General features: G+C 65.9%; 15 protein-coding genes and 1 pseudogene. All 16 read left to right on the top strand.

The genetic code is table 11. The annotated features are described in order from the left end of the window. Window positions 1-6 precede the first annotated feature (6 nt). Window positions 7-822, top strand: coding sequence for a hypothetical protein (locus HDG32_RS34610; RefSeq protein ID WP_184074190.1), 816 nt, complete (start codon window positions 7-9; stop codon window positions 820-822). Further along, window positions 819-2,039, top strand: coding sequence for a DUF4255 domain-containing protein (locus HDG32_RS34605; RefSeq protein WP_184074188.1), 1,221 nt, complete (start codon window positions 819-821; stop codon window positions 2,037-2,039). Before HDG32_RS34610 ends, HDG32_RS34605 begins: the two co-directional genes overlap by 4 nt. Then, the gene (locus tag HDG32_RS34600; RefSeq protein WP_184074186.1) at window positions 2,036-4,201 is read left to right on the top strand and encodes an ATP-binding protein; all 2,166 of its coding nucleotides are present in this window, start codon (window positions 2,036-2,038) and stop codon (window positions 4,199-4,201) included. Before HDG32_RS34605 ends, HDG32_RS34600 begins: the two co-directional genes overlap by 4 nt. Next, window positions 4,198-4,503, top strand: a complete 306-nt coding sequence (locus tag HDG32_RS34595; protein WP_184074184.1) for a hypothetical protein — start codon at window positions 4,198-4,200, stop codon at window positions 4,501-4,503. The genes HDG32_RS34600 and HDG32_RS34595 overlap by 4 nt, the downstream gene beginning before the upstream one ends. Next, entirely contained in the window at window positions 4,500-5,963 is a 1,464-nt protein-coding gene (locus HDG32_RS34590) for a DUF4157 domain-containing protein (RefSeq protein ID WP_184074182.1), read from the top strand. Before HDG32_RS34595 ends, HDG32_RS34590 begins: the two co-directional genes overlap by 4 nt. Next, on the top strand, window positions 5,960-6,616 hold the full coding sequence (locus tag HDG32_RS34585) for a hypothetical protein (protein ID WP_184074180.1): 657 nt from the start codon (window positions 5,960-5,962) through the stop codon (window positions 6,614-6,616). The genes HDG32_RS34590 and HDG32_RS34585 overlap by 4 nt, the downstream gene beginning before the upstream one ends. After that, window positions 6,613-6,990 carry a LysM domain-containing protein gene (locus HDG32_RS34580; protein WP_184074178.1) on the top strand — a complete coding sequence of 126 codons (378 nt, stop codon included), beginning with the start codon at window positions 6,613-6,615 and terminating at the stop codon, window positions 6,988-6,990. Before HDG32_RS34585 ends, HDG32_RS34580 begins: the two co-directional genes overlap by 4 nt. Continuing rightward, window positions 6,987-8,114, top strand: a complete 1,128-nt coding sequence (locus tag HDG32_RS34575) for a hypothetical protein (RefSeq protein WP_184074162.1) — start codon at window positions 6,987-6,989, stop codon at window positions 8,112-8,114. Before HDG32_RS34580 ends, HDG32_RS34575 begins: the two co-directional genes overlap by 4 nt. A gap of 18 nt (window positions 8,115-8,132) precedes the next feature. Further along, window positions 8,133-8,648, top strand: a complete 516-nt coding sequence (locus tag HDG32_RS34570; protein WP_175197592.1) for a phage baseplate assembly protein V — start codon at window positions 8,133-8,135, stop codon at window positions 8,646-8,648. Window positions 8,649-8,678: 30 nt separating this feature from the next. Then, window positions 8,679-9,002 carry a hypothetical protein gene (locus HDG32_RS34565; RefSeq protein ID WP_184074160.1) on the top strand — a complete coding sequence of 108 codons (324 nt, stop codon included), beginning with the start codon at window positions 8,679-8,681 and terminating at the stop codon, window positions 9,000-9,002. A gap of 30 nt (window positions 9,003-9,032) precedes the next feature. Further along, window positions 9,033-9,395, top strand: coding sequence for a GPW/gp25 family protein (locus HDG32_RS34560; RefSeq protein ID WP_184074158.1), 363 nt, complete (start codon window positions 9,033-9,035; stop codon window positions 9,393-9,395). Between the two features lie 12 nt (window positions 9,396-9,407). After that, window positions 9,408-12,281, top strand: a complete 2,874-nt coding sequence (locus HDG32_RS34555) for a putative baseplate assembly protein (RefSeq protein ID WP_184074156.1) — start codon at window positions 9,408-9,410, stop codon at window positions 12,279-12,281. After that, the gene (locus HDG32_RS34550; RefSeq protein WP_184074154.1) at window positions 12,278-15,907 is read left to right on the top strand and encodes a putative baseplate assembly protein; all 3,630 of its coding nucleotides are present in this window, start codon (window positions 12,278-12,280) and stop codon (window positions 15,905-15,907) included. The genes HDG32_RS34555 and HDG32_RS34550 overlap by 4 nt, the downstream gene beginning before the upstream one ends. Then, on the top strand, window positions 15,904-18,099 hold the full coding sequence (locus tag HDG32_RS34545) for a hypothetical protein (RefSeq protein WP_184074152.1): 2,196 nt from the start codon (window positions 15,904-15,906) through the stop codon (window positions 18,097-18,099). Before HDG32_RS34550 ends, HDG32_RS34545 begins: the two co-directional genes overlap by 4 nt. A 31-nt stretch (window positions 18,100-18,130) precedes the next feature. Continuing rightward, a complete protein-coding gene (locus tag HDG32_RS34540; protein WP_184074151.1) occupies window positions 18,131-19,816 on the top strand; it encodes a DUF6519 domain-containing protein in 1,686 nt (561 codons plus the stop codon). Window positions 19,817-19,933: 117 nt separating this feature from the next. Next, window positions 19,934-20,700: pseudogene (locus HDG32_RS34535) on the top strand (IS3 family transposase); the annotation flags it as partial. Between the last annotated feature and the right edge of the window lie 146 nt (window positions 20,701-20,846).

The raw sequence follows: 20,846 nt of genomic DNA, 5'->3' as shown, positions 1-20,846 counted from the left end.
GAACGCATGAGCGACTTCTTCTCCCGGCTGGCGGAACGCAGCCTGGCGGTTCCGCCTGAATCGATCCGGCCGAGGCTGCCAGGGCTGTTCGAACCGCTGGTCACCTCCGCCCCGAGCCTGCCGGCAATCGATTCCGGCCCGGCAGAGGATTTCGATGCCCCCGCGTCCCGGATCGCGGTGGCGCGCCAAGGTTCCGATGTCCCGAGCACGGCACCCACGCACGAAGCGATTCCACAGCGGCCACAGGAGGACTTCGAGGCCTGCCGCCCGCCAGCGCAGGTCGAGGCACAGACGCCAGTCCCGGTCAGACACGAACCGGCCGCTCCGCCCCGGTTCCTGGCGCCCCGTCGCCTTGAGCCCGATGCTGCCGACGGGGATCGCCCGCCGGATTCGGCATTGCGACCCCGCCTGACTGAAAGCGCGGTCAGCCTCCCCCCTTCCGCTGCGCGCAGGCCGGATTCTGCCGCCGCTCCCGGAAACGTCGCGGACACCCTGCGCGCGCCGCCTTCGCCGCGGGGTCTGGCCAATGCGCCGGTGACGCTGACCGCCCCGGCACTGCCTGCCGAACTCCTGGCCCGGATCGCGGCATCGGTCGCAGGGCAGCGGAACCAGCCGAAGGACGAACGCGCGCCGCACCACGGCGCCAAACAGCCTGTGCCCGCGAGCGAGACGGTGGTCGAGGTCAGCATCGGCCGGATCGAAATCCGCGGCGCCGAATCCCGGCCGTCCAGCCGCAAGGAAGCGGCAAGGCCGGCGGTCATGACGCTTGACGAGTACCTGCGCCAGCGGCGGAGTGCGTCAACGGGACCGGGCAGATCATGAGCAATGCCCTCGCCATCGCGGCAACGACTGCGACCCTGGAGGCGATCCTGGGCAACGGCATCCACGCCGACCCGGACCTGGCGGATACCGCCATCACCGGGCTGCCGCCGGACAAGGCGCGGGGAACGATCACCAGCAACCAGCTTAATCTTTTCCTTTACCAGATCCTGCCCAATGCTGCCTGGCGCAACATGGATGTGCCGGGTCTGGTGAAACCCGGCGAGACGGGGGTGCCTCCGCTGGCGATCAACCTCCACTACCTCGTCACCGTGTTCGGCCGCGAAAACGACAACAGCCAGCCCTTCGACCATCACCTGATGGGCCGGGCGATGAGTCTGCTTTACGACCATGCGCTGCTGGGTCCCGACGAAATCCGCCTTGCCTTTCCCGGCAGCGACCTGGAGCGGCAGGTGGAGCGGGTGCGCATCACCCTCCAGCCCCTCGATATCGAGCAGATATCCAAGCTGTGGACCGGATTTGCCACCCAGTACCGGTTGTCGGTGGGCTACGAAATTTCAGTGGCGCTGATCGACAGCACCCAGCCGGTGAAGACGCCCTTACCAGTGTTGACCCGGGGTCCCCAGGACAAAGGCCCCATTTCCCAGGGCAATCTGCTGCCGCCCTTCCCGGCCCTCTCTCAGATCCAGCCGCCGGGCCAGCAGGCAAGCGCGCGCCTAGGCGACCTGCTGACGCTATCGGGCGCGCTCCTCGACGGCACCCTCCTCGGCGTCATTTTTGACCACCCCCTCTGGTCTCAGCCCGTCGAACTTGCGCCCCAGCCGGGTTCCACCTCGACCAAAGTCACGGTACGCATCCCCCCCGGCCAGCCTGCCGCCTGGCCTGCGGGAACGTATTCGATCGCCTTCGCCGTCCAGCGCCCCGGCGAGAGCTTCCGGCGAACGACCAACGCCCTGTCTTTTTCCCTTGCGCCTGCCATCGTCGTCACACCCAAGAGCGCCCCTGCCGGCAGCGTCGCCTTTGCCATTTCGTGCAGCCCCTGGCTGTGGCCCGGCCAGCACGCATCTTTCCTTGTCTCCGACCAGGACGTCGCGCTGGCCGACGTCGCGGCAGCGACTGGCAGCCTCGCTGCCACCGTAACCCTGACGGCCGGCAGCTATTTTGTGCGGCTGCGGGTGGACGGCGTGGACAGCCTGCTCGTAGACAACTCGGTGTCGCCGCCGGTGTTCGATACGACGCAACAGGTAACGATCACATGAACACCGCCACCGCTCCCACCTGGCAGGAAGTGAATTCGCGCTACCTGGCTGCGGCGCTCGCCTGGCTAAAGATGAAGCTCGAACACCACGGTCGCCGGCACCCAGGTGAATCGAGGGAATATCCGGCGCCAGGACTGCCTGCTCCACCCCCGGCCCCCAGAACTGGGCCCGCCCACTGGTGGCAAAGGCGCTCTCCCGGGGCCGTGGCGCCCGAAGAGCGCGCCCCCCATGCGCCGCAGCCCCTGCCTGCGCCGGCCCGAGACGACGCCCTGGCGCGCGCCGAAGCGGAATACGCCGCTGCCGCCGCCCAGACCAACCCCGCGCCGGTGCTGATGCGGTTGTCGGCACTGCTCGGGCTCTCCCAGTTCGAACGGGAAATCCTGCTGCTCTGTACGGCGATGGAACTGGACCCGGACATCGCCGGCCTTTGCGAGCGTGCTCAGGGCCACACGGGGCACGCCTACCCGACTTTCGCGCTCGCCCTGGCACTGTTCGACAATGCCGCCTGGGACGCCCTGTCTCCGCAGAATCCCTTGCGCTACTGGCGCCTGATCGAGATCCACCAGTCCCGCAGCCACCCTCTGTCGGTAAGCCCGATCCGTGCCGACGAGCGCATCGTCCATTTCATCCAGGGCATGGATTACCTGGACGACCGGCTCGCCATGCTGGTGAGCGCCGTCCCCGCAGCCGATGACGACAACCTGCCGCCCTCGTATGCCGCACAGGTGGACGCCATCATTCATAGGCTGCAGTCGGCGGCGCCGGCCGGGATGTTCCCGCTGGTGCAACTAGCCGGCCGCGACAGCGCCAGCAAAGCGTTCATTGCGGCGCTGGTGGCGCGCCGGCTGGGCGTCCATCTCTATCGGCTGCCGGCGGAAGCCATTCCGGCGGACGCACACGAACTGGAAACTCTGCAGCGTCTCTGGCAGAGGGAAAGCGTGATGCTGCCATTGGCGCTTTACGTCGATGCGCCTCGGACCGAAGCCGGCCCCCGGACGCCGGCTGAATTGGGCCGGTTGTTATCGGAAATCGGCGGCGTCTCATTCGCCGACGCGGCCGAACCTGTTCCGTTGGCCGCGCGTGACTCCTTTGTAGTCGATGTCGACAAACCCGACACCGACGAACAGGAAGCGCTGTGGATTGCCGTTCTCGGCCCGGTCCTGGGACAGAGCGGTTCGCCGCCACCCCCGATCGCCCCCCAGCTCGCGTCACAGTTCAAGCTCGGCGTCGAAGACATCCGTCGCATCGCCAAAACGGTCGCCGCAGACGAAGGGGCAGGCAGTGCAGCGCCGGCAGAGCGGCTGTGGGACGCCTGCCTCGAAGTGACCCGGCCGCGACTCGACCAGCTTGCCCAGCGGCTTATCCCCAAGGCGGGCTGGGATGACCTCGTGCTGCCCGCTGCGGAATCGTCGCTGTTGCACCAGATTGCAGGCCAGGTGGACTCGCGCAGCCAGGTCTATCGCAGTTGGGGATTTGCCGATCGGATGAGCCGCGGACTGGGAATCAGCGCGCTTTTTGCCGGCGAGTCGGGAACCGGCAAGACCATGGCCGCCGAAGTCATCGCCAGCGAACTGCGGCTCAACCTCTACCGCATCGACCTGTCGGCAGTGGTAAGCAAGTACATCGGCGAGACGGAAAAGAACCTGCGCCGGCTGTTCGACGCGGCGGAGGACGGCGGCGCAATCCTGTTTTTCGATGAAGCCGACGCCCTGTTCGGCAAGCGCAGCGAAGTCAAGGACAGCCACGACCGCTACGCCAATATCGAGATCAACTACCTGCTGCAGCGCATGGAAGCTTACCGGGGCCTCGCCATCCTGGCGACCAACCTGAAAAGCGCCCTCGACCAGGCCTTCCTGCGCCGCCTGCGATTCATCGTCACCTTCCCATTCCCGGCATATGCCGAACGCAAGTCCATGTGGGAGAAGGTTTTTCCGGCCAAGACGCCGACCTCCGGACTCGATTTCGATGCCCTGGCCCAGTTGAACCTCACCGGCGGCAACATCCACAGCATTGCGCTCAATGCTGCCTTCACCGCCGCTCACGCGGGAACGCCGGTGACCCAGGCTCTGGTGCTGGACGCCTCCCGCGCCGAACTGAAGAAACTAGGCCGGACCGTGAACGAGATTGAGTTCAGGCGTCAGGGAAAGCTGGGGGCCGCATGAAAATCCGCGTCCATATCGACCGTCTGGTGCTCGATAGCATGCCGCTGCCGTCGGGATCCCGGGCAGCGGAGGCGGCGCGGCTGCGCGCCGCAGTCGAGTCCGAACTGGCGCGGCTCCTGGCGAGGTCCAGTCTTGGCCCCGAACTGGCGGCAGGCAGGCGTCTTGCAAGGATCGACGCGCCCCCGCTGCAAGCTACCGGCAACAGATCGGCCACTGGCCATGGCTTGGGGCAGGCCATCGCCCACTCAGTGCACGGGGCACTCGCGGGTGCCGGCGCGGCAAAGAAAGGAAAGATGCCATGAGCAAGCAGGGCGCATCGCTTACCAAGTCTCAAGGTCAGTCGACTCCGAACCGGGGCAGCACCGGAGCGTTCGAACGTTCGCCGACTCTGGGCCGCCACGTCTGCATTCAGCGCGACGCCGCTGGTCCGGCGATTGACCACGACGCGCCGGAGCGGGTGCGCTCGGTGGTCGAATCGCCGGGAACGCCACTCGATTCAGCCACCCGGGAAACGATGGAGCCCCGGTTCGGCTACGACTTCAGCCAGGTGCGGGTCCATGCCGACGATCGCGCCGCCGACTCAGCCCGCTCGGTCGGCGCCAACGCCTATACGGCCGGTTCCCATATCGTTTTCGCCAGCGGCCAGCCCTCCCCGGGTTCCGCCGCCGGCGACCGCCTCATGGCCCACGAGCTGACCCACGTCGTCCAACAGTCCCAAGGGCCGGTGGCGGGAGTCGCTGCAGGAGACGGGCTGTCAGTCAGTTCGCCAGGCGACGCCTATGAAGCCGCGGCACGTCGGCATTCGGCGGCCATCACCGGCACCGGCGATTTCCACGGCGACGAATCCGGGCACCGATCCGTGCCCGCGTTCACTCCCGACAGGTCAGCCATCCGCATCCAGCGGTCCGACACCGACCTGAGCGCCGCGACCTCGGGAGCCGTTGCAGGCGCAAACATCGCAGGCGGAGTGGCCAGCCTTGGCAGCGCCGTGTTTGCAGCGATCGGCCTGCACTACGCGAGCCGGCAGGCGGATGCGGCAGACAAGCAGGCGGCAGAGGCTCAGAAGCAGACCGGCATTGCGCAAGCCAACCTCGACGTCGCGAAGGAAGCTCTGGCGGTGGCTGAGAACCCGCCCATACCGGCACCGACGACCGGAGGCATCGTCGTCAACAATGGCGGCGGCTACCCGGATGTCCCGAAGGCCCTCGCGCCGCACGGGTCCTTGGCCAAGGCGGGAGATCCAAAGGAAGTAACCCTCACACTTCTCAGAGTCTCGCAGGGAAAGGACAACTTCGCCACGTTCAACACCTCCCTCAGTAAGAACGGCATAGATGTGACGAGCGGCTACCTGCAGGATGGTCCGGCGAAGGGATATCTCGGCGGATCCGGAGCCGCTAACCTCAGCCTTTTCCTCAAACCGGTCGAAGCGCCTCCAGCGCCCAAGCCGCAAGACAAAAAGGAGAAGGACATGCGCATCGGAGCGGTGCGCTTCCTGATCAGCGGAACCAATGTTGCGCCGAGGACGAAGACAAGCACGCCGATCCAGCGATTCAGCGGCAGCGTGACGGTGAGCGCCGATGGTATCCCGATCGTTTCGACGAACTTCTACCCCGCCGACGTCAAGAAGGCGGACGGTTCCACCTCAGACCGGGCTGTGGTCACGGTCGATCTGGCGCCCCCTGCGGGCACGCCCGCTGGCGTCCAGCAGCCTGCGCCAGCCCCCGGACCGCAGAAGGCGGGCGGCGGGAGTCCGGCGAAATGAGCGCCTTTCCCGGTTCCCCCCGTGTGCTGAAGGGCGGCATTGTCCTGCTCGATCCGGACCAGTTCACCTTGTTGCCCAACGGCATCATCGTCCTCCAGTACAACCCGGACACGTTGAGCCGCACGCTCAAGATCAAGGGCGCCGAGGAAGGCGGCGACCGGTCCGAGGCGCTGCGGCTGACCGGCCCGCCGGTGGAGACGATCAAGCTCGACGCCGAGATCGACGCCACCGACCAACTGGAGGCGGGGGATGCTGCGACCCTGCAGTTCGGCATCGCGCCCCATCTTGCCGCCCTTGAAACCATCGTCTATCCGGCGAGCAGCACGCTCCAGAACAATTTCAACCTGGCGCAGCAGGGGGTGCTCGAGATCATGCCCATGCTGGCGCCATTCACCCTGTTCGTGTGGAGCGCGAGCCGGATCGCGCCGGTGCGCATCACCGAACTCTCGATCACCGAGGAAGCCTTCGACCCGGCGTTGAATCCGCTGCGTGCCAAGGTCAGCCTGGGCCTTCGGGTGCTCACCATCGACGACCTCGAATTTTCTGACAAGAGCGGCAGCCTTTACATGGCCTACCAGAGGCAGAAGGAAAACCTGGCAGGCAAGTTCCAGGGCGGCACCTTTAGCGCACTCGGTATCAGCGGAATATCATGAGCGATCCCCTCTTCAACGACCCGGTGGCGGCACTGCTGGCGCAGACTTCGCTGCAGAACAACCTGTTCGCGCCAAACAGCCGATATTTCGGACTGCCGACTTCGATGCTGTCGCCGCCGGGCTGCGAAAAGCCCATCGTCTACCTGCTGCGCCGCTTCGTTCCTCCGCCCGAGCGCTTCCAGGTCATCCAGGAGCACACCGTCGTCCAGGACGATCGGCTCGATCGGCTCGCCGGGCAATACCTCGGCGATGCGACGCTGTTCTGGCGTCTGTGCGATGCCAACCGGGCGATGCGCCCCGACGACCTGACGGCGACCCCGGGCGCAACGGTGGCCATCACGCTGCCCGAAGGCGTCACCGGGAGCTCGATGTGAACCGGGGCTTTTACCTCACCCTCTTGATGGGCGGGTTCAACGCGAGCCCGGTCCCCGAGCCCGTGATCGAGGCGCTGCAGGAGGTCTCGGTCAGTTCCACCGTGGGTGCCCAAGGCGGGTTCCAACTGAAGTTCAGCCTGGGCAAGAATTCTCTGGTGCGCCAGATGCACGACGCCGGCAAGTTCGATCCGCGCCAGCGGGTCGTCATTGCCGTCACCGTCAACGGCGCGACCGAAGTGCTGATGGACGGCATCATCACCCGGCAGGAACTGGCTCCCAGCAGCGCCGCCGGGAAATCGACCCTGTCGATCACCGGGCTCGACCTGACCGCGCTCATGGATTTCATCGACCTGACCGGCATCCCCTACCCGGCGCTGCCCAACTTCGTCATCGTCGAGGCGATTCTCGCCAAGTACGCCGTCCTCGGCGTCACTCCACTCGCGCTGCCGGCGAGCATCCCCACTTTCGAGAATCCCCTCGAGCGCTTCATCAAGCAACAGGGCACCGACTACCGCTTCGTCACGACCCTGGCAAAAAACGACGGCGCCGTTTTTTACCTGGACCCGGGGCCGACTCCCGGCAAGAGCCTGGCGTACTGGGGACCCGACCTGAGCAAGCTGTTCGGCGGTCCCCAGCCCGCGCTGTCGATCAATCTGGACGCCAGCACCAATCTGGATTCGATCAGCTTTTCCTACGACGGCACCCTGGCGACCCAGTACCTGGTCACCATCATCGAGCCCATCACCAAAATACCCATCCCCATCCCGGTGCCCAACATCGATCTGCTGAAGGCGCCGCTCGCCGCCCATGCGCCAACGCCGCTGCGCAGCGTCCAGTTGAAACCGATGGCCAACGAAAGCCCCGCCGGCGCCGCGCTCGCCGGTCTGGCCTCGGAATTCCAGACCGTTGACGCCATCAGCGCCAACGGGTCGCTCGACGTGCTGCGCTTCGGCCACGTTTTCAAGGCCCGCCAGCTCGCCGCGGTACGCGGCGCCGGCAATTATTACGACGGCAAGTATTACGTCAAGAGCGTTAGCCACAGCATCAAGCGCGGCGAGTACAAGCAGAGCTTCACCCTGAGCCGGGGTGGCACCGGCTCGTCGGTCTCGTCGGTGAGCCCGTAACGCGGACGGAGGGGCGAAATGAGGGACGGCCCGCAATACTTTGGCATCTACCGGGGCACGGTGATGAACAACGTGGACCCGATGCAGCTCGGGCGCATCATGGCGACGGTGCCCGACGCCGGCGGCATCACGCCGTCCACCTGGGCCACGCCCTGCGTGCCGCTCGCTGGCAAGCAGATGGGAACCTTCATGGTGCCCCAGGTCGGCGCCGGCGTCTGGATCCAGTTCGAGGCAGGCGACCCGGACCGGCCAGTGTGGAGCGGCGGCTGGTGGGGCACCGCAGCCGAAGTGCCGGCGCTGGCGTTGGCTGGCGTTCCGGGAGACCCCAACATCGTCATCCAGACGACGCTCCAGAACGCGGTCGTCATCAGCGATCTGCCCGGCCCCACCGGCGGCATCATGCTGAAGAGCGCGACCGGCGCAACCATCATCGTCAACGACACCGGCATCTACATCCAGAACGGCAAGGGCGCGAGCATCGTCATGACTGGGCCGACGGTGACGGTGAACGCCGGCGCCCTAGTGGTGACTTGACGGTGACCCGACGAATACGCGGAGAACAGCATGCCCGGATTCCTGGTCCATGTCGGCGCGACGGTCACCTGCTCCCACGGCGGGCAGGCCCAGCCGACCGTACCCAACCCCCGCGTCCTGGTCATGGGCCAGCCGACCGTGACGATCGCCGGGCCCTACGCGGTCGCCGGCTGCACCCTGCCGCCGCCGCCCTCCGGCAACGGCCCCTGCGCCACAGGGCAATGGACTGTCGGCACCGTGCGGGTCACGTCGAACGGCCAGCCCTTGGTGATCCTGTCGAGCGTCGGTCTGTGCGCACCGTCGGGCACCCCGCTCATCATCGCAGCCACCCAGACCCGGGTAACCGCTACCTGAGAGCCACCCGAGAGCCACCTGAGGCACGCCATGAACATCGACTTCCCCTTCCATTTCGACTCCCGGGGCCGCACCGCCGCCACGGATATGAAAGACCACATCCGCGACATGATCGAGGAGTTGCTGTTCACCAACCCGGGCGAGCGCGTGAACCGGCCCGACTTCGGCAGCGGTCTGATGCAGATGGTCTTCGCGCCGCTGTCCGCCGAACTCGCTGCAGCGCTGCAATTCACCCTGCAGGCAGCGCTGCAGCGCTACCTGGGAGACCTGATCGATCTCCTGAACCTGGAAGTGAGCGCAGTGGATTCGACCCTGACGGTGACCGTCAAGTACATGATCCGGCGCACCCAGGAAGTGCAAACCGAGACCTTCCAGAAAAGCGGTGCGAGTTGAGCGGAGCAAGCGATGACGACGACCTGCCAGACGGTATGCAAGGACGAGCGGCGGCGGCGCGATGTGCGCAAGGCGCCCCTGTTCGGGCTCGATTTCGCCGAGCCGAGCGACGACCAGCGCACGCTGGTTGTCTGGTTCCTCGGCCGCGCGCCGCAGCGAATCGAAATGGCCAACCTGACGCTGACCGGCGGCAGGCGCATTCGCGATGTCGCCATCGTTGGACTTCAGATCCATCGCCAGACCGACACGACCCTAGACGACTTCATGGAAGTGGCGGTGGACAAGCCGGGAGACTTTTCGGTCTATGTGCTGTCGGTGGTCGCCGTGGACGACCACGGTAAGCCCACCTCCTTGCCCATGGCGGGATTTGACCCGCGCTACGCCAGCGTGGACGTGAAATTCAAGGCCGCGTGTCCGACCGGGCTGGACTGCAAGGTCCCCCAGGCCTGCCCGCCGCCCATACGCTCGCAGCCCGAGATCAACTACCTGGCCAAGGACTACGCCAGCTTCCGCCAGTTGATCCTCGACCGGCTGGCGCTGATCATGCCGCAGTGGCAGGAAACCCACGTCCCCGACCTTGAGATCACCCTGATCGAACTGCTGGCCTACGTCGGCGACTATCTGTCCTACTACCAGGACGCGGTGGCGACCGAGGCCTACCTGGGAACCGCGCGCCAGCGCATTTCAGTACGGCGCCACGTCCGGCTCACCGACTACGCCATGCACGAGGGGTGCAACGCCCGCGCCTGGATTACTGTCACTACCGACACCTTCGAGCCCATTGACGCTGGCGGAATCGAATTCATCACGAGTTTTCCCGGCGTGCCGAACCGGACCCTGCTCACGCCCTCAGACCTGGAGCCGGTGCCGCCTGCCGACTACGACGTATTTCTGCCGCTCCTGCCGGGTTCCGGGACGATCGATCTTGTCATCGACCACAGCGAAATCCGCTTTTATGCCTGGGGCGACTGCGAGTGCTGCCTGGCACCGGGGACCACGTCTGCGACGCTGATCGACCGCTGGGTGCCGTCCCCTGCCACAGATCCGGCACAGGGTTCCGCAACGGTCGCGGGCGATCCGCCGGGGACGATGCGCGTATTGCAGCTCAAACCCGGAGACGTCCTGATCCTGGAGGAAGTCATCGGCCCCAATACCGGCAACCCGGCGGATGCCGATCCAGCCCATCGGCAGGCGGTGCGGCTGACCAAAGTGACACCTGCAATCGATCCGCTGTACCACCAGGGCGACTATCCGGGAACGCCGGTGGTCGATATCGAATGGGACCCAGACGACGCCCTCACCTTCCCCTTGTGCATTTCGGTCAAGGCCCCGCCGCCGGACTGTAACTGCCTGGAAAACGTCAGCGTCGCCTACGGCAACGTCGTGCTGGTGGACAACGGCGCCAGTCAGAGCGAAGTGCTGGGAACTGTCGGCACCGCGTCCACCGCGCCCCGCTGCGCAGGCGACTGCGAGCCGGCTGGAATGACCATCGTCGCCGAACGCTTCACTCCGGCACTCTCGCAGCGCCCTCTGAGCTTCGGCGTTCCGCTTCCGGCCTGCGCTTCCGCCGCGGCATTGATTTCCCAGGACCCGAGTCAGGCGCTGCCGCTCATTTCACTGAAGGCGATTTCCGCTGCGCCGGTGTGCCCCGAGCTTGCCGATCCGGCCCCGCCCTGCTCCATCCCGCCGCTGTTCACTTTCGACGACCTCGCCGACCCCACCGGCCTGGCTTACCGGCTCATCACCCAAACCGATATCAACACCCGGGAACTCCTGTCGCGCCTGTCCGCCGCGACGCGCCAGGCGCTTGCCGGCTATACCGGCGGCAGCCCCATGCCGCCTGCGCTCAAGGCCGATCTGATCGCCGACTTGAGCGCCCTGCTCGAAACCTGGCAGCCCCGCTACGACCTCCTGGAGTCCGGGCCTGACGACAGGGTTTTCGTCGTCGAGATGGACGACGACGGCTACGGACACTTGCGCTTCGGCGACGGCAGCCTCGGACGCCAACCCGATGCGGGGACAATGTTCCGCGCCGACTACCGCACCGGCAACGGCCCGGCGGGCAATGTCGGAGCAGGAACGATCTGCTACCTGGTGCTGGAAAACGAGACCTTGAGCGGCATCACCGTCACCGTAGGCAATCCGATGGCCGCCACCGGCGGCACCGCCCCCGAGCCGGTAGCCGACGTCAAGCGCTTCGCTCCCTACGCCTTCCGTGACGTCATCGAGCGGGCGATCATCGCCGACGACTACGCGGCGCTGGCCGCAGACAACACGAGGCGGCATGCCGAGCGTCCCGCCTGCGGCGGACCCTTTCTTCCGCTCCAGGGCGCAAAGGCCGTGCTGCGGTGGACCGGAAGCTGGTTGACTGCGCTCACCGCTCTCGACCCCTTGGGCCGGGAAAGCGCACCGCCGTCTCTCACCGATGAAGTCGCCGCCTACCTCGAACCCTATCGGCGCATCGGCCACGACCTGCTGGTGTCCCCCGCCGAGTACGTTGCCATCGACCTCGCGCTTACGGTCTGCGTCCTGCCCGGATACCTGCAAGCCCATGTAGAAGCGGCACTGCTGGGCGTCTTCAGCAACCGGGTGCTCGCCGACGGCAGCCTGGGCTTTTTCCATCCCGACCGCCTGACCTTCGGCACCGGTCTGATGGTCAGCAGCATCGTCGCCGCTGCGCAGGCGGTTCCCGGCGTCCAGAACGTCAAGGTCTCCCGGCTCGAACGCTGGGAACTTGTGGAGCCGGTTGCGGGCGAGTCGCTCTCCGACGAAGTGCCTCCGTGCGGCGTTCTCACCCTGGGTCCACTCGAAATCGCCCGGCTCGACAGCGACCCGAACTTTCCCGAAAACGGCAGGCTGACCCTGGACATGCGGGGTGGAAGATGAAAGCGACCTGCGGGAATTCGCTCTGCGGCTGCTGTGTAGGCACCGAGATCCTCACCCCCTCGATCGAATCGAACCGGCCCGGGCTGCCGGCGATCGCCTACCGGGCAGGCACCTGGGCGACTTTTTATGAAACCATGATCGCCCGGTTGTCCACGCTCACCCTGGACGTAACCGACGACTCCGGCAAGACGACCCGCATCCGGCCGCTATCCCTGCTCAGCACCCGCGCTCCCGACGATCCGGCCATCGCCCTGCTCGACGCCTGGGCGCTCGTCGGCGACGTGCTCACCTTCTACCAGGAGCGGATCGCCAACGAAGGCTACCTGATGACCGCGACGGAGCGGCGATCGGTCCTCGAACTGGCGCGGCTCACCGGCTACACGCTCCGGCCCGGGGTTTCCGCCAGCGTCTATCTGGCCTTCACTGTCGCCAACGGATTCCAGGGAACGCTGCCCGCCGGCACCCGTGCGCAAAGCCAGCCGGGAACCGGACAGACCGCGCAGTTCTTCGAGACTTCCGCCGACCTCGTCACCCGGGACAGCTGGAACACCCTCCAGCCCCGGCTCGCCCGGCCGCAGGTCATCACCCTGGCGGCCGACTCGGGAACCGACGCAGCAACCCGGGACACCTTGTACTTCGCTGGCACATCAACCAACCTCAAGGCTGGAGACGCGCTCCTGATCGAACTCGGCAGCGCCGAGCAGATCGTGGACACCCAAGGCGTGCGCCAGCCGGGCCAGCAGGTGTTCCGCTTCGTCGATACCGTCACGCCGCAGTCGGCGCAAAACCGCACCGAGGTCATCCTGAGCCAGCCCTTTTTCGAAGGACAGGGCCACAATGCCCAGGAGATGGTCGCGAACGCCCTCAACCCCTTCATTGACGAGGCATCGACCATTTTCGCGGGCAGCGACTTGGCCGCCGGCGTCGCTGCCGACCTCGCCAACGTGATCAGTGCCGTCAATACTGCGCCGGACCTGCCGACCGCCGCGTCCTACGTCTCGGCGCTCATTCCCGCAATTCAGGCGGTGCAGGACGCCGCCGCACGTCGCCAGTTCAGCCGGCTCGAGGCCTGGGTCAGCGATCTCGTGAACCTGCTGACCGACCTGGTCCCCTCGGTTCAGAATCTCGACGGCAGCAGCGTTCCCGTGTCCGGGCCTGGGTTCGTCCCCATCCGAACGGGACTTGCCGCATCGGGTATTGCCAAGCTCGCGTCCATCGTCGATTCTTTGGCGCTTCTGCCCTCCCTCCAGCCCGCCAATTCCTTGCGATTGGCACGGACGGTGGCGGCCACGTTCTCGCCTCAGGCGGACACGGCGCCGCGGCTCCTAGCCGCGTTCAAGCCCCGAGCCGCCGGCACGCTCTACCAGGCCTGGTCGGGAATCGCGGCGCCCGCCAGCCAGGTCCGTGTTTATGCCTTTCGGGTCAAGGCATCGCCGTATGGCGCAAACGCGCCCCAGCGGGCCGCTGCCACCCAGAACTCGACGCCGCAGTACTTCGAATGGCCACTGGCGGACGACGACACGAGCAGCACGGTTTCGCTCGATGCCAGCTACGACAAGATCACTACCGGCAGCTGGGTGATTCTCGACAGCGAGGACATAGAATCCGTATCGGCGAGCCGCAGCGATCCCATCATCGCCCGGGCCACATTGGTCAGGCCGGTATCCCGGTCCGACTACGGAATGGCCGCCCGCGTCACCCAACTCGACCTCGATACCTCCGGCAGGTGGCTGCCGAAGTCCGGAGCCACGGTGCCGCCCTCGCCAGCGCCCGCCGCCGTCGGCGCGGTCGGAGCGGCTTTAGCGGCTGTAGCGGATGTCGAGGATGTCTCCACCCTGCGGCGAGTCACGATCTGGGCTCAACCGGAGGAACTCGAACTCGCCGATGAGCCCCTGGACACAGACGTCGAAGGCGACACCCTGGAGCTCGCCCAGCTCTACGACGGCATCGAACCCGGGCGCTGGATCATCGTTTCGGGCGAACGCACCGACATTGCCAATACAACTGGCGTCACGGCAAGCGAACTGGTCATGGTCGCGGCGGTGAACCAGGGCTCCCGTGCGCCCCTGTGCGCGCTTTTCCCTGCGGACCTTGTTCCCTTCCTGGGGTCGGTCTATACCACCGACGCCAACACTCAGGGCGACCGGCTGGTGGTGGGCGAACTGGCGGGCGACGCCGCCGGGCTGGCGCAGTTGACCGCCCTGTTGCCACCGGCGACGTACGCCAACCAGCAGTTCTGCGACCAGGTCCAGCTGGCGCCGGGCCTCTACGTGAATGCCTACGTTCCGACCCAGGATGAGCTTGCCGGCAATTTCCCCGACTTCGCCGGCCTGCTGGCGGACCCGAACGGCGTCCCCTATGCCGGCGGCACCATCCCTGGCGCCGTGCTGGGACAGGTATTCGCCTGGCGAATCTCGTCGGCGCCGGTGCATACCATCCTGACCCTCGCCAACCAGCTCGCCTACAGCTACGACAGCAGTTCGGTAGCGATCTACGGCAACGTCACCGAGGCGACCCACGGCCAGACGGTGGGCGAGGTCCTCGGCGACGGCGACGCCAGCCAGGCCTTCCTCGCTTTCGGCCTGGGGCAGAAGCCGCTGACCTATGTCGCGGCGGCGACGCCTGCAGGCGCAGCCAGCACACTCACGGTGAGTGTGAATGACATCGAATGGAACGAGGCGCCGGACCTGTTCAGCCTTGCACCCACGTCGCGCGGCTTTATCACCGAAACCGACGACACCGACCAAACCCAGGTAGTCTTCGGCAACGGCGACCACGGCGCTGGCGTGCCCACCGGGTCGGCCAACGTCAAGGCGACCTACCGCTACGGGATCGGGGCGGCGGGCAACGTCGCGGCCGGGAGCATCAGCCAACTGGCGACCCACCCCCAAGGCGCCCAGGGCGTCATCAACCCGCTTGCCGCATCCGGCGGCGCAGACCGCGACAGCCTGTTGCAAGCGCGGGTGAACGCGCCGCTGGCAGTCATGGCACTCGATCGGCTGGTTTCGATCGTCGACTACGCCGACTTCTCCAGAAGCTTCGCCGGCATCGGCAAGGCGTCGTCAGTGCGACTCTCGGACGGCCGCCGCCAGGTGGTGCATGTCACTATCGCCGGCGCCGGCGACATTCCCATCGACGCGACTTCGGACCTGTATCGCAACCTGTTCGACACCCTGAATACCTATGGCGACTCCCAGATGGCTGTGCTTCTGGCCCTGCGCCGCCTGAAGCTGCTGGTCATTTCGGCGCGAATCGCACTCCAGCCCGATTACGAGTGGGAGTCCGTCGTCACGAACCTGACCGCCACCCTACTCGCCGCCTTTGGCTTCGACGCCCGGGACCTGGGGCAGAGCGCATTCGCGTCGGAGGCCATCGCCATCATGCAGGGGGTGCCCGGGGTGAACTACGTGGACCTGCGGATATTCGACGGCATCGGCGAAGCGGTCACTGCCGCCCAACTGGCGACCCTAGCGTCCACCCTCAAGCTCAACGACTACGTCGAAGCTGAACTGGCGCGCTCCAACCCAGCCGCCACCGACGCGACCCAGCGCATCCTGCCCGCTGAACTGGTGATCCTGACCCCGGACATTCCGGGAACCCTGATCCTGACGGAGATCGGATCGTGAGCACCCCAAGCCAGCCCGCAAATCCCGACCGCCTGTATGAACTGCTGCCGGTCATTCACCAACTGCGGGACGCGGAGCGCGGCTACCCCCTGCGCGCCCTGCTGCAGGTGATCTCCGAGCAGGTGAATGGCATCGACGCCGACATTGCCCGACTCTACGACAACTGGTTCATCGAGACCTGCGATGAATGGGTTGTCCCGTATATCGGCGCCCTGGTCGGCTACGTGCCACTCAACAATCCGAACGACTTGGCGAACCCTGCGACCACGAGGGGACTTGCTGAGGAATCCTTGCTTATCCCGCGCCAGGAAGTGGCGAACACCATCCACTACCGGCGCCGCAAGGGCACCCTGTCGCTCCTTGAAGACCTCGCGCGAGCGGTCGGCGGCTGGCCGGCGAAAGCGGTCGAGTTCTATCGCCTGCTCTCGGTGACCCAGAACATCAGCTATCTTCAGCCCGGCCGCGGCCGGACCGCAAACCTGCGCGATGGCGACGCCCTCGACGACCTGGGCGGGCCTTTCGACGAACTGGCGCACACAGTGGACGTGCGCCGCATCGACTCGCACCGGGGGCGTGGCAGGTTCAACATCCCGGAAGTGGGCGTTTTCGTCTGGCGGATCAAGCCCTACACCGTCACCCGAACGCCCGCCTGCTGCCTGGAGGAGGTCGCGCCCAACTGTTTCACTTTCAGCGTCCTGGGCAACGACAGCCCGCTTTACACCCTGGCCCAACCGGCAGCGCCGGGCGTCTCACCTACTCCGTTGAACCTGCCTGAGCCGATCACCCGACGCCGGCTCGCCAGGCTTGAAACCGGCGAAGACCCGGAATCGTCCACATCCGGAATTCCGTCGTACTACGGCCCGAACGGGAGCTTTACGATCTGGGTCGGCACCCCGCCCCAGCCGGTGCCGCCGGGACAGATTGTCGCCGCCGACCTCTCCGGCTGGAGCTATCGGCCGCTACCCAACACCGTCGCGGTCGATCCCGAGCTGGGACGCATCGCCTTCCCGCCTGGCCAACCGAGGAAGCAGGGGGTCTGGGTGTCGTACGCCTACGGGTTTTCCGCCGACATCGGCGGCGGCGAATACGACCGGCCGATTTCCCAGCCTGCGGGGGCTGCCATCTATCGCGTCGGTGAGAACGAGGCGTACGGCAAGATCGGCGACGCCCTCGCCCGATGGACCCAGGACCAGCCCGCCGACGCGGTCGTAGAGATCGCGGACAGCGGCGTCTATGTCGAGCCCATATCCATCACCCTCAAGGCGAAACAGACCCTGCAACTGCGGGCGGCCAACGGCACCCGGCCGGTGATCCGGCTCCTCGACTGGCAAACCTCGGCGCCCGACGACCTGACCGTGAGCGGCGAAGCAGGAAGCTGGTTCGTCCTCGACGGTCTCCTTGTCACGGGTCGCGGCGTTCAGGTGGACGGCGACATCGCCGGAGTCGTCATCCGCCACTCGACCCTGGTTCCCGGCTGGGGCCTCGAATGCGACTGCAAACCGCGTCGCCCGACCGATGCCAGCCTCGACCTGATCGATTCTCCGGATTGCCTCACCATCGAGCACAGCATCGTCGGCGCAATCCAGGTGGACCGAAACGAAGCGAAAAAGGAACCGGGAATAATCCGTATCAGCGACAGCATCGTCGACGCGACGGCAAACGACCAGCCGGCCTTGGGCGCGCCACAGAGCTTGTGCGCGTATGTCACCGTCACGATTGCCCGCAGCACCGTCTTCGGCCAGGTCGCGGCGCATGCTATTGAACTCGCCGAGAACTCCATTTTCATGGGATCGGTGCTGGTATGCAGGCGCCAGGAGGGCTGCGTGCGCTTCTGCTACGTTGCCCCCGGGTCGCGAACGCCGCGCCGCTACGAATGCCAGCCCGACGGCGTGCTGGCTGCCGTTTCCGCGCTGTACCCAAAAGGCGACATCGACGCCGAAGAGCGCGACCGCATGCAGGCCGCGGAGCGGCTGCGGGTCGAGCCCGAATTCACCAGCAGTCGCTATGGCACTCCCACCTATTGCCAGTTGGCCACCGCTTGCGCCTGCGAAATCAAATCCGGCGCCGACGACGAATCCGAAATGGGCGTCTTCCATGACCTGTACCAGCCCCAGCGCGCGTCGAACCTCATGACGCGCCTTGCCGAATACTCGCCGGCAGGATTCGACGCCGGCATCCTGTTTGCAAGCTGAACCCTGAAACTGCCGATCTCCGGAGACTGCCGTGAAAGCCGACCTGACGCGGAACACCTTCGACGCCTTGCGCCACTTCGACCGGGTCCTGATGCAGCAAGGCCGGGTCCAGCTCGACGCCGACTGGAACGAGCAGGGCGAGTTGTTGCTCGCCGCCCTTCGAACCTTGGCCGCCGACATCATCGGTCCCCAGGGCGGACCCACACTCGACTGGGGGTTCGCCCTCACCGCCCTGCCCCAATCCCAGGCCAAAGGCGACTTCCGTATCGGAGCCGGACGCTATTACGTGGACGGAATCCCATGCGACGTGGACGGCCAAGTGGTGAACCTGGCTGCCTCCCCAGGCGGCAACGTTCCCGCAAACGCCACCACTGTCAGCGTCATCGTCGACCAATGGACCGTTGACGGCATACCGTTCGCCAACGGCCAGCTGGTCGAAATCTTCGACGCCGTGCAGATCCCGAACGTACAACCGGCTTTCCAGCCCACGGTCGTCCAGATCACTTCCGCGGTCCAGGGCACGATGACGCTAGGGCTCCAGGGCGCGCCATCGATCGCCAGCGCGACGGCGCCTTCGCTGCGGCGGATCGTTACTTACCTCACCCAGCCGGACTTCCCCGGCGCACCGGCTTTGGCTCAGGGCGACGCGCTCATCTACCTGGACGTCTGGGAGCGGCTCATCACCTATATCGAGGACGACGACATCAGGGAGGTGGCGCTCCTCGGCCCCGATACCGCTGCGCGGTCGAAGATCGTCTGGCAGGTCAAGGCGCTGGCGGGATCGCGTGGCATCCAAAGCGAGAAGTCCAGCGCCTGCGACAACTTCCAGCCCAGCGATAGCGGATTCCTCGCCCGGCTGTTCGGCGCCAACCAGGGCCGCCTCAAGTCGAGGGCAAAACAGACCACGGCCTCCGCCGACCCCTGCATCATCTCCCCAAGTGCCCGCTACACGGGGCCGGAAAACCAGCTCTACCGGGTCGAAATCCACCGCCTGGGCACGGCATGGGACGGCAGCACCGCGGGCAAGTCCAGCGCCGCCACATTCAAATGGTCGAGGGAAAACGGCTCGGTGGCCTTCCCCATCGTCAGCGTCAACACCGGCAACGGCACGACCACCGCGGTGCTTGCCAGCCTGGGCCGAGACGACAGGCTGGGGATCAAGGAAGGCGATTGGGTGGACCTCCAGGACGACGACAGCGTTCTGGCTAACCAGGCGCAGTCGCTGCTTCAGATCCAGGCGATTGACAGCAGTAGCAGAACCGTGACGCTCTCTGGATCAACCTCGATTCAGGGCGACCCGGCGCTCCATCCGCTCTTGCGGCGCTGGGACCAAAAGGAGGGCGACCAGGCCGACGGCGGACTGCAACTGGCAAGCGATAACGCGGCGCTCATTCTCGAAGCAAGCGGCGACACCTGGCTCGAACTCGAAGACGGAGTCCAGATCCAGTTCCAGCCGCCTTTCGGCAACCGCCCCGCCAACCAGTACCGCAGTGGCGACTACTGGCTGATCCCCGCGCGCACCGCCACCGGCGACGTCGAATGGCCCACCGAGGCCGGTGTGGACAGCCAGGGCAACGCCATCGTCGTCCAGTTGGCAAAGTCCCCCGACGGCATCGGCCATCATTACGCACCATTGGGGGTCGTCAATATCAATGCCGACGGCAACGCCAGCCTGTCGGGGGATTGCCGCAAGAAGTTCGGTCCGATTGCTTCGTAGGCGCGGCTCGGTGGGAGCGGCGTACACGCGACGCACCCGATCAAACACGCGCCCTGAAGTTGGCTACGATTTGTGCCCCAGCCTAGGCCAGCTCACCGTGACCAACCTTGTACCGGGCGAGGGGAAGTGTCTCGCCTGAAGATGGAGCTCGACATCACAAAAAAAGCCGCGGCGTACTTCGCAAAGGAATTGATGTGAAGTGCGCGTTCATTGACCGGAATCGACGCCACTGGCCAGTCTCGATGCTGTGCGAAGTACTGGGAATCAGTCCCAGCGGATATCATCAGCGCCAGCAGCGCAGCGGTGATGACAAGCCGCACAGATGCCGTATCAGCAACGATGCCCTGCTCGCGCACATCAAGGCAATTCACGTGCAGGTCAAGGGCGAATATGGTTGGCCGCGCATGTGGAAAGAGCTCGTTGCGCGCGGCGTGCGCGTGGGCAAGGAGCGTGTTCGCAAGCTGCTGGCGCAGCATGGCATCCGTGCCCGACACAAGCGCAAGTACATCGCGACGACGAACTCGAATCACAACCTGCCGGTGGCGCCGAACTTGTTGGAGCGTAACTTCACAGCAACGGCGCCGAACCAGGTCTGGACGAGCGACATCACGTACTGTGCGACGGCTGAAGGCTGGGTTTATCTGGCGGTCATCATTGACCTGTTCAGCAGGCAGGTGGTGGGCTGGTCGATGCAGCCACACATGAAAGCGGAACTGGTCACCGATGCGCTGCGTATGGCGTGGTTCCGGCGCCGTCCAGGGGCTGGCGTCATCGTCCATAGCGACCGGGGTAGCCAGTATTGCAGCGGGCTGTTCCAGGACACACTGAAGGCCTACAGCATGCGCTCGTCGATGAGTCGGTGCGGCGACTGCTGGGACAATGCTGAGATTGGCCCGGTTCGACGGACGGATTTGCAGCCAGCGATTTGATGTGATCTAGATACTATGGAAGGGCGCCACGGAAGTAAGCCTCCTGGAGTAAAACGAGGATCCCGACACCCGTTTTCCGAGAGGAGTACGCAAATGAATGC

The sequence above is a fragment of the Paraburkholderia sp. CI2 genome, assembly GCF_014201055.1.
Classification (GTDB): domain Bacteria; phylum Pseudomonadota; class Gammaproteobacteria; order Burkholderiales; family Burkholderiaceae; genus Paraburkholderia; species Paraburkholderia tuberum.
This window is presented reverse-complemented; position numbering and strand designations above follow the sequence as displayed.

What these genes read in the sequence shown, in the direction of transcription:
- HDG32_RS34610 (WP_184074190.1), top strand. Translation starts at nt 7, where the DNA reads ATGAGCGACTTCTTCTCCCGGCTGGCGGAACGCAGCCTGGCGGTTCCG.
- HDG32_RS34605 (WP_184074188.1), top strand. Translation starts at nt 819, where the DNA reads ATGAGCAATGCCCTCGCCATCGCGGCAACGACTGCGACCCTGGAGGCG.
- HDG32_RS34600 (WP_184074186.1), top strand. Translation starts at nt 2,036, where the DNA reads ATGAACACCGCCACCGCTCCCACCTGGCAGGAAGTGAATTCGCGCTAC.
- HDG32_RS34595 (WP_184074184.1), top strand. Translation starts at nt 4,198, where the DNA reads ATGAAAATCCGCGTCCATATCGACCGTCTGGTGCTCGATAGCATGCCG.
- HDG32_RS34590 (WP_184074182.1), top strand. Translation starts at nt 4,500, where the DNA reads ATGAGCAAGCAGGGCGCATCGCTTACCAAGTCTCAAGGTCAGTCGACT.
- HDG32_RS34585 (WP_184074180.1), top strand. Translation starts at nt 5,960, where the DNA reads ATGAGCGCCTTTCCCGGTTCCCCCCGTGTGCTGAAGGGCGGCATTGTC.
- HDG32_RS34580 (WP_184074178.1), top strand. Translation starts at nt 6,613, where the DNA reads ATGAGCGATCCCCTCTTCAACGACCCGGTGGCGGCACTGCTGGCGCAG.
- HDG32_RS34570 (WP_175197592.1), top strand. Translation starts at nt 8,133, where the DNA reads ATGAGGGACGGCCCGCAATACTTTGGCATCTACCGGGGCACGGTGATG.
- HDG32_RS34565 (WP_184074160.1), top strand. Translation starts at nt 8,679, where the DNA reads ATGCCCGGATTCCTGGTCCATGTCGGCGCGACGGTCACCTGCTCCCAC.
- HDG32_RS34560 (WP_184074158.1), top strand. Translation starts at nt 9,033, where the DNA reads ATGAACATCGACTTCCCCTTCCATTTCGACTCCCGGGGCCGCACCGCC.
- HDG32_RS34555 (WP_184074156.1), top strand. Translation starts at nt 9,408, where the DNA reads ATGACGACGACCTGCCAGACGGTATGCAAGGACGAGCGGCGGCGGCGC.
- HDG32_RS34550 (WP_184074154.1), top strand. Translation starts at nt 12,278, where the DNA reads ATGAAAGCGACCTGCGGGAATTCGCTCTGCGGCTGCTGTGTAGGCACC.